The 13730-nt window shown below is 71.7% G+C and carries 12 protein-coding genes; 5 read left to right on the top strand and 7 right to left on the bottom strand.

The features are described 5' to 3' along the window. Positions 1 to 193: 193 nt before the first annotated feature. The gene (gene cynS, locus AN218_RS16130) at positions 194 to 640 is read left to right on the top strand and encodes a cyanase (protein WP_070017581.1); all 447 of its coding nucleotides are present in this window, start codon (positions 194 to 196) and stop codon (positions 638 to 640) included. A 30-nt stretch (positions 641 to 670) separates the two neighbouring features. Here cynS and AN218_RS16125 read toward each other — a convergent pair whose 3' ends face one another. Both AN218_RS16125 and AN218_RS16120 read right to left on the bottom strand, forming a co-directional pair. Beyond that, on the bottom strand, positions 671 to 3448 hold the full coding sequence (locus AN218_RS16125) for a molybdopterin-dependent oxidoreductase (protein ID WP_070017580.1): 2778 nt from the start codon (positions 3446 to 3448) through the stop codon (positions 671 to 673). Continuing rightward, positions 3445 to 4266: an FAD binding domain-containing protein gene (locus tag AN218_RS16120; protein WP_070017579.1), complete on the bottom strand. Its 822-nt coding sequence runs from the start codon at positions 4264 to 4266 to the stop codon at positions 3445 to 3447. The genes AN218_RS16125 and AN218_RS16120 overlap by 4 nt, the downstream gene beginning before the upstream one ends. A gap of 512 nt (positions 4267 to 4778) precedes the next feature. Between AN218_RS16120 and AN218_RS16115 the strand changes: the two genes are divergently transcribed. Beyond that, positions 4779 to 5384, top strand: a complete 606-nt coding sequence (locus tag AN218_RS16115; protein WP_070017578.1) for a Dps family protein — start codon at positions 4779 to 4781, stop codon at positions 5382 to 5384. Positions 5385 to 5399: 15 nt separating this feature from the next. Here AN218_RS16115 and AN218_RS16110 read toward each other — a convergent pair whose 3' ends face one another. After that, positions 5400 to 6314: a LysR family transcriptional regulator gene (locus AN218_RS16110; RefSeq protein WP_070017577.1), complete on the bottom strand. Its 915-nt coding sequence runs from the start codon at positions 6312 to 6314 to the stop codon at positions 5400 to 5402. Between the two features lie 72 nt (positions 6315 to 6386). Between AN218_RS16110 and AN218_RS16105 the strand changes: the two genes are divergently transcribed. Together AN218_RS16105 and AN218_RS16100 are read left to right on the top strand one after the other, a co-directional pair. Continuing rightward, positions 6387 to 7628 carry a M24 family metallopeptidase gene (locus tag AN218_RS16105; protein WP_079132226.1) on the top strand — a complete coding sequence of 414 codons (1242 nt, stop codon included), beginning with the start codon at positions 6387 to 6389 and terminating at the stop codon, positions 7626 to 7628. Between the two features lie 198 nt (positions 7629 to 7826). Next, positions 7827 to 9014 (top strand): mandelate racemase/muconate lactonizing enzyme family protein, encoded by a 1188-nt coding sequence (locus AN218_RS16100; RefSeq protein WP_070017576.1) that lies wholly within the window; start codon positions 7827 to 7829, stop codon positions 9012 to 9014. A 118-nt stretch (positions 9015 to 9132) separates the two neighbouring features. Here the strand turns inward: AN218_RS16100 and AN218_RS16095 are convergent, their stop codons facing one another. Genes AN218_RS16095 through AN218_RS16080 form a run of 4 tightly spaced genes read right to left on the bottom strand, consistent with a single transcriptional unit; the run spans position 9133 to position 12474 of the window. Continuing rightward, the gene (locus AN218_RS16095) at positions 9133 to 10020 is read right to left on the bottom strand and encodes a polysaccharide deacetylase family protein (protein WP_070017575.1); all 888 of its coding nucleotides are present in this window, start codon (positions 10018 to 10020) and stop codon (positions 9133 to 9135) included. A gap of 9 nt (positions 10021 to 10029) precedes the next feature. After that, entirely contained in the window at positions 10030 to 10773 is a 744-nt protein-coding gene (locus AN218_RS16090; protein WP_079132225.1) for a fumarylacetoacetate hydrolase family protein, read from the bottom strand. Beyond that, the gene (locus AN218_RS16085) at positions 10770 to 12086 is read right to left on the bottom strand and encodes an MFS transporter (RefSeq protein WP_070017574.1); all 1317 of its coding nucleotides are present in this window, start codon (positions 12084 to 12086) and stop codon (positions 10770 to 10772) included. Before AN218_RS16085 ends, AN218_RS16090 begins: the two co-directional genes overlap by 4 nt. Further along, entirely contained in the window at positions 12070 to 12474 is a 405-nt protein-coding gene (locus AN218_RS16080) for a RidA family protein (RefSeq protein ID WP_070017573.1), read from the bottom strand. The genes AN218_RS16085 and AN218_RS16080 overlap by 17 nt, the downstream gene beginning before the upstream one ends. Positions 12475 to 12677: 203 nt before the next feature. Between AN218_RS16080 and AN218_RS16075 the strand changes: the two genes are divergently transcribed. Beyond that, positions 12678 to 13709 carry a LacI family DNA-binding transcriptional regulator gene (locus tag AN218_RS16075; protein WP_070017572.1) on the top strand — a complete coding sequence of 344 codons (1032 nt, stop codon included), beginning with the start codon at positions 12678 to 12680 and terminating at the stop codon, positions 13707 to 13709. The last annotated feature ends 21 nt before the right edge of the window (positions 13710 to 13730 follow it).

The raw sequence follows: 13730 nt of genomic DNA, 5'->3' as shown, positions 1-13730 counted from the left end.
GAGGAGTACCTGATCACCGACGGCACCGGCCTCGCCGACGCCGGCGCCCACGCCTACTCCGTCAATGCGAGCGAGACGTAAGGCGCAACCGCCGGCAGACCAGGCGGTGTTCCGGACGGGACCGGCCGGCCCCGTCCGGAACACGCCCTGCCAAGCCGACCTCCTGCCTCAACCGCCATCGAGGGAGACACACATGCTGAGCAAGCAGGAAGCCGCCGAAGCCGTACGTCAGGCCAAGGTGAAGACGGGTGTCACATGGGAGCAACTGGCCGAAGCCGTCGGCAAACCGCTCGCCTGGACCACGGCTGCGCTGCTCGGCCAGCACCCGATGGGCAAGGACGAGGCGGCCACAGCGGCGGCACTCCTCGAACTCGGCGACGACGCGGCCCTCGCCTTCCAGCTCCAGCCGACCCGGGGCGCCCTCGACGCGGCCGTCCCCGTCGACCCCACGATCTACCGGCTCTACGAGGTCGTCCAGGTCTACGGGCCGACCGTCAAGGAGCTGATCCACGAGCAGTGCGGCGACGGCATCATGAGCGCGATCAACTTCCGGCTCGACGTGCAGCGCGTCCCCGACCCCGCGGGCGACCGGGTCGTGATCACCCTCGACGGCAAATACCTTCCGTACCAGTGGGATTGAGCGCCTCCGGGGGATTGAGCGCCTCCGGTTCTACGGGGAGCTGCCCGGCCCGCGCTGCTCCGTCCTGGACCGGTCCGTCACGCCCACGCCCGCTTCGCGGAGGGCCAGCCATACCCGGTCACGGGTCAGGGGGAGCCGGGTGAAGCGGACGCCGGTCGCGTCCCGCAGCGCGTTCGCGAAGGCCGGGGCGACGGGATTGAACGGGCTCTCGCTCATCGATTTGGCGCCGAGCGGACCGATCGCGTCCGCCGTTTCCATGAAGTGGACCTCGGTGCGCGGGACATCGGCGTACTGGGGGAGCCGGTAGCGGCGGAACGCCGCCGTTTCCACCGCGCCGTGCGCATCGATGCGTACGTTCTCGAAGAGGGTCGCGCCCAGGCCCTGGGCGATGCCGCCCTCGATCTGGCCCCGGCACTGCATGGGGTTCATGACCGTGCCCGCGTCGGCGGCGTGCACGCTGCGCAGTATCCGGATCTCACCGGTGCCGGGGTCGACGGCGAGCCGGAACCACTGCGCGTTGAAGGCGACCGAGCGGGGAGTGCCGCCGAAGTGCCCGTCGGAGGCGAAGGAGACGCCGACGGCGCGGGCGGCGTCGTACATCTCCTTGAGGGGAAGCCGGCCGCCGGGATGGAGCACCGCTTCCTCGGTGAGCCGGCAGCCGGAGCGGTCGGTACGCAGATGGGCGGCGGCGAAGTCGAGGAGCAGGTCGGCCAGGGCGCGGGAGGCGCGCAGGGTGGCCTTGCCCGCGACCACGACGCCGGTGGAGGCGAAGGCGCCGGTGTCGTGCCGGACGATGTCGGTGTCGGACTGGCGGACGGTGATCCGGTCGACGGTGGTGCCGAGTTCGCCGGCCGCGATCTGCCGGTGGACGGTCGTCGTCCCGTTGCCGAACTCGGCGGTGCCGACGGCCAGATCGAAGGTGCCGTCGGGCAGCAGGGCGGCCTTGACGTCGGCGATGTGACCGCCGGGCGGACCGGTCGCGATCATCGCCAGTGCGGCGCCCTCGCCCACCAGCCAGCCGTCCGGGGCGGGTTCGCCCACCGCGTCCGCGGGCTGCGCCTCCGCGCGGCGGACGATGCCCAGGCACTGGTCGAGGCCGTAGCTGGCGATGTGCAGATCCTCTTCCTCGCCGTCGGCGGTGACCATCGGCTCATCCGGGCCGATGACGTTCCTCGCCTTGAACTCCAGGGAGTCCATGCCGAGTCGACGGGCGAGTTCGTCCAGGGCCGACTCGGTGGCGAACATGACCTGGCCGAGTCCGTAGCCGCGGAAGGCCCCGGCCGGGACGGTGTGGGTGTAGACGGAGAAGGCGTCGACCTTCTTGTGCGGGGCGCGGTACACCGCCATGGACTCGCCGACGCTGTGGAACATGACCGCCGGCCCGTGGTTGCCGTACGCGCCGGTGTCGGAGACGACCCGCAACTGGAGCGCGGTCAGCCTGCCGTCGAGGCGGGCGCCGGCCTTCACCCGGATCGTGAACGGATGCCGGGTGGTCGCCCCGTGGAACTGCTCCGCGCGCGTGTACTCCAGCTTCACCGGGCGGCGCAGCCGCAGGACCGCGAGGGCGACGACGTCCTCGACGAGCATCTCCTGCTTGCCGCCGAAACCGCCGCCGACCCGTCCCGCAACGACGCGTACCCGGTCGTGCGGAAGGTCGTACAGCGCGCACAGGGCACGGCGGGTCAGGAACGGGGTCTGGGTGCTGGAGCGGACGTGGAGGCGGTCGCCGTCCTCGAGCCAGGCCACCGCGCCGTGCGTCTCCAGACTGGCGTGCTGGACGCGCTGGGTGCGGTAGACGCCCTCGTACACCTCGTCGGCCTCGGCGAATCCCGCCTCGACGTCGCCGATCTCGCCGTGCGCCTCACCGACGACGTTGTCGTACGGGCGTGAGATCCGGGCCGTGGCCGCGTCCTTGTCGTGGACGACGGGCGCCCCCGGCCGCATCGCCTCCTCCGGGTCGAGAACGGCGGGCAGCACCTCGTAGGTCACCTCGACGCGGCGGCAGCCCTCCTCGGCGGCGGCTTCGCTGTCCGCGACGACGGCCGCGACCCGCTGTCCGATGTAGCGGACGGTGTCGTCCAGGACGCGGGTGTCGTCGGGGTCCTCCGTGGCGCGCTCGTGGCGGGCGGTGGAGAAGTGCCGCTCAGGCGCGTCGTGGTGGGTGAGGACCGCGTGCACGCCCGGAACGCGGAGAGCGGCGGAGGTGTCGACGGCGGTGATGCGGGCGTGGGCGTGCGGGGAGCGCAGCAACTTCATGTGCAGCAGGCCGGGGACGTCGATGTCGAAGGTGTAGCGGGCGGTGCCGGTCACGACCTGCGGCCCCGCGGGCGCGGGGAGGTTGCGGCCCACGGACTCGCCGGAGTCCGGCGCCTCGGCATGACGGACGCCGCGCACCGCGTCCTCGATCGCACGGTAGCCCGTACAGCGGCACAGGTTGCCCTTGAACGCACGGGGCAGATCCGCGAGTTGGCCGTCGTCGAGCGCCGCGGTCGTCATCATGAAGCCGGCTGTGCAGAAACCGCACTGGAAGCCCTGGGCGTCCAGGAACTTCCGTTGTACGGGGTGGAGTTCGCCGTCCGGCGTGGCCAGGCCCTCGACGGTGGTGACCGAGCGGCCGTCGGCGCGGAAGGCGGGATAGAGGCAACTGTGCACCGGTTCGCCGTCCACATGCACCGTGCACGCGCCGCAGTCCCCCGCGTCGCAGCCCTTCTTCACCCCGAACCAGCCGCGCTCCCGCAGATAGGTGCGCAGACACTGGCCCGGCCGCGGCTCCTCCTCGAAGGGCCGTCCGTTGACGTCGACCCTCATCGTGCCGTCCCTTCCAGTTCCTGCCGGATCTCCTCCGCGAACCGCAAGGTCATGTGACGGCGCCACTGCGGCAGTCCGTGGATGTCGTCGTACCACTCGTCATCGGCGACGGCCGCGTCGACGGCGGCGCGCAGGGCCCCGGCCGCGGGCGGCAGCGGGAACCACAGCCGGACCGGCCGGACCGTGGCGGCGGTGACGGTGACCGCGAAGGAACCGTCGACCGGGTCCCGTGTTCCGATGACCAGCGCCCCCGAGCGGCCCAGCCCGTACAGGGACGCCTGCCGGAACGCCGTACGACGGGCGAGCGCGCCGGACGGCAGTGTGACGGAGCGCAGCAACTCTCCCTCGGCCAGCACCTTTCGGCCCGCGCCGGTCACGAAGTCCGCGACGCGTACCCGGCGGCGTGCGCCGTCCTGGGCCAGCAGCAGGCACTCGCCGTCCAGGGACGCCGTGAGCGAGATCATCGGCCCCGCGGGGAGGGCGTTGCAGAGATTCCCGCCGACCGTGGCCATGTTCCAGATCTTGAACGAGGCGAGGAACGCCCGGCAGCACTGCTCGAACAGGGGCGCCGCCGCGGCCGTGAGCCCCTTCGCGAAGCGCGAGAGCTGAGCGACGGTACAGGTGGCGGCGATCTCCGTCGAGCCGTCGGCGAGGAGCCGCACCGGAGTCCAGCCGGTCCGGCTCAGATCCACCAACCGCCGCAGGTGCGGCTGCGGTTCGGAGAACAGGTACGTGCCGCCGCCCAGCCAGGCGTCGCCAGGCCGCCAGGGCGAGGGATGCCTGGCGTCACGTATCTCCAGCACCGTGTTCTGGTCCATGACAGTCAGTCAAGCAAGCTGGTCATGGCCAGGACGAGTGGCTCACACCACAGAAACGACGACCTTTTCCGGCACCCTGGTTGGAGGATCAGACAAGAGGAACACCGATCATTTCGCCTTGCACCTACGGTGTGGCCACTCGCACTCGCCTGGCACATGCAAGGTGCCGAGTATGCGCTCTCGCGGCCCCGCCGCGCCCCGCCCGCCGCCTCGCCCCTCACCGGGCGTGACCGGTGCGGCGTCGTGCCCGGCGTCGCACACGTATGGCCGCGAGCGCGGGGGCGGTGTTCCGCGAGGCCGAATGGACGAGGTGTGCGTGTGCCCCGCGGGCGCCCCGTCGCCGCGTACGCCGAGGACGTGGACCGCTCGCCCCCGCCGGGTCCGGGAGACCCCGGGGGGACTGGACATGCGGAGCACGGTCCTCGCTCATAGGGTCCGAGGCATCGGGTCACGGGCGGAGACACAGCCTCTGCCTGCCGGCCGTACCGCTACGGCGTCGGAGGTAGGACATCGTGAGAACCGCGAAGAAGCACTCATCGTTCTCGTCCAACGGAAGCTCGTCCAACGGAAGTCAGCCCTGGCTGCATCAACACGGGGTCGAGGTCCAGGAGTTCGGGAGCGTACGGAACTTCCCGGTGGGTCTCTCGTACGAGACCCGCATGTACTCGTGCGAGCGGCTCAACAGGATTTTGGCCAACATGCAGATCCTCTACAGCCACTACAAGAAGCACCACTGGCTGATGCGCGGAGCGACCTTCTACCAACTGCATCTGCTGCTGGACAAGCACGCCGGCGAGCAGGTGGAGCTGGTGGACAGCGTGGCGGAGCGGGTGCAGACGCTCGGCGGCGTCGCCGTCGGCGACCCCCGTCATGTCGCGGAGATCACGACCATTCCGCGTCCCCCCAACGGTGCCGAGGAAGTACCGGCGATGCTCTCCCGTCTGCTGGAGTCGCACGAGACGATCCTCACGGACTGCCACGACGCCGCCGCACGCACCGCGGACCTGGGCGACGACGGCACCAACGACCTGCTGGTCTCCGAGGTGATCCGCACCAACGAACTCCAAGCCTGGTTCGTGGCCGAGCACTTGGTGGACACACCTCTCGTACGGGCCTGAGCCCCGCGGCCGCCGTCACGGGGCCGGCGGAGCGGCGGCATCGGTCAGCGCGGCCGTCACCGCGGCGATCGCCGGGTCGCGCGCCGCCCCCGCCCGTACGGCCACGGATATCGTCCGCGTCAGCCGCAGACCGGCGACCTCGCACAGCCGTACATCGGTGGAGAGCGGTCCGGCGACGAGCCGGGGGATCAGGGAGACGCCCAGGCCCGCCTCGACCAGCGACAGGATGACGGTGTAGTCGTCGCTGGTGTAGTCGAGCCGGGGCTCGAACCCGGCCTGCTGGCAGGCGCGTTCGAGCACCGTCCGCAGGGCGTTGTCGCTGTGCGGCGCGATCCACGGCTTCTCGCGCAGATCCGCCAGCGCGAGCGGTGCGCCCTCCGGTGCCGGAGACTCGTCCGGCGGCAGCGCGGTCACCAGCGGTTCCCGAAGCAGCGTCCGCAGACGCACCCCGTCGTCGGGCAGCCGCGGCAGCAGGTTGTACTCGTAGACCAGCGCCACATCGCACGCGTGCTGGCGCAGACCGCGTACGGACTCCTCCGGTTCGCGCTCGTCCAGCAGTACGCGCAGATCCGGATGTGCCGCGCGGCAGGCGGCGATCGCCGGTGCGGCCAGCGCGACGGCGGCGCTGGGGAAGCTGCTGAGCCGCACCGTGCCGCGCACGGTGCTGGTGAGCGCGGAGACGTCGGCGCGCGCCCGTTCGAGCTCCGCCAGTACACGTTCGGTGGACGCGACCAGGACGCGGGCCGCCTCGGTGAGGATCACGCCCCGCCCCTCGCGTACCAGCAGCGCGGTGCCCACCTCCCGTTCCAGCAGCGACAGTTGCTGCGAGACCGCGGACGGGGTCAGGGAGCACGCCTCGGCCGTGGCGGCGATCGTGCCGTGTGAGGCCAGTTCCCTCAGCAGCCGCAGCCGCCGCACCTCGTAGACCATGTAGTCACGCTAACGGCCGGCATCGGAAATCGTCGCTGGTCGTGCGGGGGACGGGCCGCCCACACTGGCGCCATGACAGCCGACCTCCTGGCCCGTTCGGCCGGTGACTCCCCGCCCGGCGCCACCGGTGCCGAAGCGCCCGTGCCCCCGGTCCCCGCCGCCGAGTACGCGGAGCGCACGGCCGCCCTGCGCAGGGCCATGCGCCGCCGCGGTCTGACGGCCCTGGCGCTCACCAGCCCGGAGAACATCCACTATCTGCTGGGACTCGACCACCTCGGGCACTTCGCCTTCACGCTGCTCGTGCTTCCGCGCAGCGGTGCGCCGGTCCTCGTCGCGCGCAGCATGGAGCGGCACACGCTGCGCGAGCAGGTGCCGCACGCACGCCATGCGCCGTACGGGGACGGGCGCGACCCGGCGCGCGTCGTGGCCCGCGAGCTGCGGCGCGCCTGCCCCGACGGGGGAACGGTCGGCGTGGAAGAGCAGTCGATGGCCTTCCCGCCCGCCGTGCTCGCCCGGATCCGCAGCCTCCGTCCCGAACTGGAGTGGGCGGACTGCTCGGCGCTCCCCGCGCGGCTGCGCAGGGTCAAGTCGCCCGCGGAGACGGCTCTTGTACGGCGGGCAGCCGCGATCTCGGGCGTCGCGATGCGGGCCGCGCTGGCCGCCGCGGACGTCGGGGTCAGCGAACGCACCGTCGCCGCACAGGCCCAGCGCGCGATGACCGAGGCCGGAGGAGCACAGCCCGGCTTCGTACCGCTCATCCGCTCCACCCGCAGGCTGGGACAGGAACACGTCACGTGGGGCGACCACCGGATCGTTACGGGGGAGGGGCTGTTCGTCGAACTCTCCGGCTGCGTACGGCGATACCACGCGCCGATGAGCCGCACGCTCTACTGCGCCGAGCCGCCGCCGGGAGCGCGGGAGGCGGCCGAGGGCGCGTACGCCGGGCTCGCGGCCGCGCGTGAGGCGCTCGTTCCCGGTGCGCGGACCGGCGAGGTGTTCGCGGCATGGGCGGGCGCCGTCGCGGAGGTCACCGGGCGTCGGCCGCGCCGTCACCACTGCGGCTATCTCACCGGCGCCGGATTCCCGCCGAGCTGGGTGGGCGGCGGACCGGTGCTGGGGATCCGCGCCGGAGGCGGCACCCGCGTACGGCCCGGGATGGTCTTCCACCTCATGTCGTGGGTCGAACTGCCCACCGGATACGTCGTGTCGGACACCGCGCTCGTCGGCGCGAACGGATGCGAACTGCTCACCCGCGCACCGGACGCGTCCCCGTGCCCGCCGGTCAGCGGCGAGGCCGCGTACGAACTCCCGTAAGGCTGACGGCACTTCCGTACGACGGAGCACCAAACGCCGGTCGTGGCCGCGCAGTTCAGCACCGCGCCCGGTCCCTCCGCCCCGGTCGGTGCATCGACGTGGCGACGCACCGACATGTCGACGTGCCGACGCACCGAACCGCCCCGCCGCACAACCGCCCCACCGCCACTCCGCCAAGTCATCGAAGAGGAGGCCGTCTTGCGCATCACACGTGTACGCGCCACGCCCGTCGCCGTTCCCTACCGTACGGACGAGACCTGGGCGTTCGGGCGCCGCCGCGGGCTCGTCGCGCTGCTCGTCGAGGTCGACACCGACGAGGGGCTGACCGGGCTCGGCGAGGCGGCGGCCTACCCGTCGGCCGACGCCGTCCTCGGTGCCCTGCGCGCCATGGAACCCCTGGTCGTCGGATCGGACCCGCTGCGTATCGAGCAGCTCGTCCAGCGCATCGACGTCGTCGGCACCTACCACCACACCGGCTGCTCCAGCCCGGCGGCCGCCGCGCTGGAGACGGCCTGCTGGGACCTGCTGGGCAAGTCCTGCGGAACGCCGGTGGTGAATCTGCTCGGCGGGCGGTTCCGCGACCGCGTCGAGTTCTTCCACTACGTCGCCGCAGCCGGCCCCGACGAGGTGCGCGCGGAGGGCGCGCGTGCCGCCCGCGCCGGTGCGCGCACCTGCTATCTGAAGGTCGGCTCCGACGACCTGGACACCGATCTGGAACGGCTCGCGGCGCTGCGCGAGGGAGCCGGCCGGAAGATGGGCATCCGCGTCGACGCCAACGAAGCCTGGTCGGCGGGCGCGGCGGTACAGGCCGTCGCGGCGATGGAGGAGTTCGGACTGGAGCTGGTCGAGCAGCCGGTCTCGGGCCGCAATCTGCCGGAGATGGCGTACGTGCGCTCCCGCATCGGCACCCCGCTGCTGGCCAACGAGGCGTCCTGGACGCGCTCCGACCAGTTCGCGGTGCTGCGCGAGGGCGCCGCCGACGTCGTCTCCGCCGACCAGCAGATGGACGGCGGTCTGCTCAACCTCAAGCGCTCGGCGGGGCTGTGCGCAGCCGCCGGGGTGCCGGTGGTCAAGCACTCGCTCGGCGAGCTGGGAGTCGCCGTCGCGGCGGCGGTGCACGTCATCGCCTCCACCCCCAACTTCCGCTGCGCGAACCAGGGTTACGGCGCGCTGCTGACCGACGACATCGTCGAGGGGCGCTTCGCCGGGCCGCTGGAGAACTACACGGACGGCTGCCTCGAGGTCCCCCCGGAACCCGGGCTCGGTGTGCGGCTGGACGCCGAAAAGGTCGGCCGTTACGCCGAGTTGTACCGGGAGGAGGGCGCCGGGTTCGCCTTCCACGACCCGGCGGCGCTCAGCCGTGCCCCGGCACTCCCCAAGCGGTGAGGGCCGAGCGGGCCCCGCAGCCGTGGCGGCCCGTACATCCCCGTACGTACGGGCCGCCCGGCCGCCAACAGGCCCTCCGGAACGGCCGGTTCGCCGTCCGGTGCTCGGCCGCCGTTTCTCAGTCCGCCCCGGGAGCCTCCGTTCCGCCCGCCGCGTACCACTCCAGGATCTGTCCGCCCGTCCAGAAGACGACGTCCTCCCGTGCGCGCATGTGCTGAAGCGCCTCGGCGAAGTACCGGGCCCGGTGGGGGACGCCCATGATGTACGGGTGCACGACCAGGGCCATCACACGGGCGGACCCGGCGCCGTCGGCGTAGAGCTGCTCGAACTGGTCGACCGCCCGCTGGTAGTACTCACGCGCCGGATGGTGCTGGATGAGCATCATGGCGACGTCGTTGCACTCCTGTGTGTAAGGGATGTTGGTGATCGGGCCGTGCTCCGTGCGCAGTCGGACCGGCTGGTCGTCGAGCACCCAGTCGCAGACGTAGCGGTAGCCGGCCTGTACGAGCAGCTCCGGGGTCTGCCAGGTCTCGGTGAGGCCGGGGCCCAGCCAGCCGAGCGGGCGCCGGCCCCAGGCGTCGTCGACGGCCTTGGTCGTACGGTCGATGTCGAGAGCCTCGTCGGCGATCTTCTGCATGTTCTTCTGGGTGAAGCCGTGGCCGATCGGCTCCCAGTCGCGGGCGACCGCGGCCTCGGTGATCTCCGGATATGCCGTGATCGCACCGCCGTTGACGGCCAGGCACGCGGGCACGTCCGCGGCGTCGATCGCCTCCAGCAGCCGCCAGAACCCGACCCGGTTCCCGTACTCGTGCCAGGCCCAGTTGGGGATGTCGGGGACGGGCTGTCCGCCGGCGGGCGGGGTCAGCACCGTGCGCGGCATGGGCTCGGTGGCCGACCACTCCTCGACGTTGACGATGATCCACACCGCGAGACGGGCACCGCCGGGCAGCCGCATCGGCGGCCGGTGTGCGATGGAGCTGAAGTCGATGCGTTCGGTGGGCAGCATGGAGACTCCTCACACTACGGAGACGGTCAGGTCGTCGAGGCCGGTGATGTGCACCCGCACGGTGTCGCCGGGCTCAAGTGAGCCGACTCCGGCGGGAGTTCCGGTGTAGATCAGGTCGCCCGGTTCGAGCCGGTACTGCGTGGAGAGGTTGGCGACGATCTCGGGCACGTTCCAGATCATCTGTGTGAACCGGCACCGCTGCCGCAGCTCGCCGTTGACCCACACGGACAACTCACCGTCCGCCAGCAGCGAGCCGGGCACCTCGGCGACGGGCGTGACGGTCCCCAGCGGCGCGGACTGGTCGAAGGACTTGCCCGCCTCCCAGGGCCGTCCCGAGGACGCCGCCTCGCGTTGTCTGTCGCGCCGGGTGAGGTCAAGGCCGGCGGCGAACCCCGAGACATGGGCGAGGGCGGAGTCCACCGGGATGTTCTCGCCGGACACCCCTACGGCCGCGACCAGTTCGCCCTCGTACTGGAAGTCCTCGGTGGCCGCGGGATAGCGGACCGTGCCGCCGTCGGGCACGACGGCGTCCGTCGGCTTCTGGAAGAAGAAGGGCGCGTCCCGCTCGTCCCCCTCCTTCATCTCGCGGATGTGCTCGACGTAGTTGCGGCCGACGCAGTAGATGCGGCGCACCGGATGTCCGGCCGGGCCGCGGCGACCGCCCGCGGCGGACGCGACGGGCACAGGACCGGGAACGGGGCCGGTGTCGGTGACGGTGCTGGTGACGGGGCCGGAGTCGGCGGGCGGAGTCATGATCCGGTCTCCAGATGCTCGGTGACGGGGGCGGACGGCGGCACGGGACGGCTGAAGTCCTGCGGCCGCAACAGCAGGGTGAGCGCGGCACCGATCAGCGAGAGCGCACCGAGCTGGATCAGGCCCGCGGCCTGCCAGTTGGAGAGGGTGGCCAGCAGGCTGAAGAGATAGCCGGCGAATCCCGCCGGGACGTAGATGGCGGTGACGAACAGCCCGGCCGCGCGCCCGGCGTTGCGCAGATCCACGGACTTCACCAGACAGCCGGCCAGCGCGACGTAGCTGCCCGCGCTCGCGAACAGACCGAAGAGGAACGACCAGACGCTCTGCCACCACAGGGCGTCCGAGCCGACGAACAGCGCGACGGCCGCCAGCGCTCCCAGGATCTGGAAGCCCGCGACGGCGGTCCGCGGATTGATGCGGTCCACCAGGTGCCCGCCCACGATGGAGGCGAACGCGGCCAGTCCGGACAGTCCCACGACCAGGCCGGCCTGCCCCGAGCTGTAGCCGAGCTGCTCGCGCAGATAGCTGGCGTACATGCCGATGAAGCCGAAGTCGGCCAGGCCGAACAGGACGGTGACGGCGGCCAGCACCATCGGGTTCCTGCTCAACAGACGGCTGGCGCCGCCCACTTGGGTCACCTGCTCCCCGACCGGGGACGCCGCCTCGGTGAACCAGCGGCGTACGGCGACCACCACGACGACCGCGAGCACGAGTCCCAGGACCCCGAACGCGACCATGGGGGCACGCCACGTCCCGTACTGGGAGAGCAGATAGCCGCCGAGCGCCGGCCCGATCACCGACCCCGCGGCGAAGGCCATGTTGACGCTGCCGACGGCCGCTCCGCGGTGCCGCGCGAAGGCGCTGGCGGCGATCGCGATGATCGCGGTCAGTTGCAGGGCCTCGCCCACACCCGACAGCAGCCGCCAGACCAGCATGTCGGCGAACCCGGCCGAGACCACCGTGAGCAGGGTCGCCGCCGAGAAGAGCACGGTGCCCAGGACCACCACGTCCCGGCGCCGCATCCGCGCCACGAGCAGTCCGGCGGGGATTCCCGTGACGCCCATCCCGAGGGCGAACATCGTCGACTGGAGACCGGCTGCGCCCAGGCCGAAGCCGTACTCGGCGCGTACGTCCGGGAGCAGCACGGGGAAGACCATGCGGTCCATCGCGTTCACGGCGTAGGCGGCCAGCAGCACCCCGAACATCGCGACGCCCAGGCGGGCGCGTGCGCGGGCGGCGTTCTCCGCCGGTACGCCGGCGGCCGGCTGTGGTCTCTCTTCGGCCTGCGGCCGTTCCTCACCCGAGGACAGCATGGGCACTCATCTCGATCTTCAGTCCGGGACCGACGAGACGGTCCACGCCGATGTGCGTCCGGCACGGCCGATGGCCGCCGAAAAACTCCGTGTAGACCTCGTTGACCTCGTCCTGGGCGTCGAGGTCGGTGTTGTAGATCGTCACCTCGACGATGTCCTCGACGGCGCCGCCGGCCGCGTCGAGCGCGACGCGCAGGTTCTCCAGACAGGCGCGGGTCTGCTCGGCGATCCCCTCGGGGACGGCCAGCTCTTCGGGGTCGTGGGGGTGCTTGTGCACCAGGGGATATGCGGTGGCTCCCGACAGCCAGACGTGCGTTCCTCCGCGGGTCACGATCGCGGGGGTGAAGGGCATCTCGTCGGGATCTGCGCCTGCGGTGATCAATTCCATCGTGCTTCCGGCCTCCCGCAGAGTGATGCAAACGATTGCAGCGCAAGCTATGCCTCGGCATACGTCAAGTCAAGGGGTTCGCCGGTAAGGAAGTGCGCACCGTGATAGGAAGGACGGGCAATCGACTGCACGGGCCGTCGGGGGATTCTCCGCCGGAGGATTCGGCGTTCACGCCGTTCAGGACGTTCACGAGAGGACGCGGCATGGCGAACCTGACACTGCGCGACGTGGCACGCGCCGCCGGTGTCCATTCGGGCACGGTCTCCCGCGCGCTCAACCCCGCGACGCGGGACCGGGTCAGCCCCGAGACGGTACGCCGCATCGACAAGGCGGTACGGGAGCTGGGCTACACCCCGAATCCGATCGCCCGGAGCCTGCGGACCTCGAAGTCGCACACGGTCGGCGTGGTCATCCCCGACCTCACCAACCCGCTGTTCCCGCCGATGGTGCGCGGCATCGAGTCCGTCCTCGACGAGTACGGCTACAGCCCGCTCATAGTCAGCACCGACGACGACCCGGAACGCGAAGCCACCCATATCTCCGCGCTGCTGGCCCGCCAGGTCGACGGACTCATCGTCGGCACGGCCCGCCTCGGCGATACGACCTTCGACGAACTGGCCGCCCGCGGCACCCGGATCGCGCTGATCAACCGGCGGGCGGCGGACAGCGGACTGGACTCGGTGACCGCCGACGACGACACCGGGATGTCCCTGCTCATCCACCACCTGGCGACCCTCGGGCACCGCCGGCTGCTGTGCCTCGCGGGACCGCGCAACACCTCGACCGCCGTCGCCCGCCTCCGCGGATTCCACTCCGCCGTACGGGCCGAGGGGCTGGACGACGACGCCCAGCTCGTCGTGGAGTGCGCGTCCTGGACGGCGGCGGAGGGCGCCGCCCGGTTCGCCGAGGCGCTCGACGGCGGAACGCCGTTCACGGCCGTCGTCGCCGCCACCGACCTTGTGGCGATGGGCTGTTACGACGTCATGGCCGAGCGCGGCCTGTCCTGTCCGGACGACATGAGCATCGCCGGGTTCAACGACATGCCCTTCGTGAACCGGCTCGCTCCGCCGCTGACCACCGTCGCCGTCCCGCAGTACGAGATCGGCCGGGAAGGGGCGCAGATGCTCATGGCCGCCCTGGGACAGCAGGAGCATATGCCGCGTACGGTCCTGCTGCCCGTGACGCTGACCGTCCGGGGCTCGACCGGGGCGCCGGGCGGGCACCGCGAGCGCTGAGCGGGCGTCATGTCCGGTGCG

Source organism: Streptomyces nanshensis (assembly GCF_001751255.1).
Lineage (GTDB): Bacteria > Actinomycetota > Actinomycetes > Streptomycetales > Streptomycetaceae > Streptomyces > Streptomyces nanshensis_A.
This window is presented reverse-complemented; position numbering and strand designations above follow the sequence as displayed.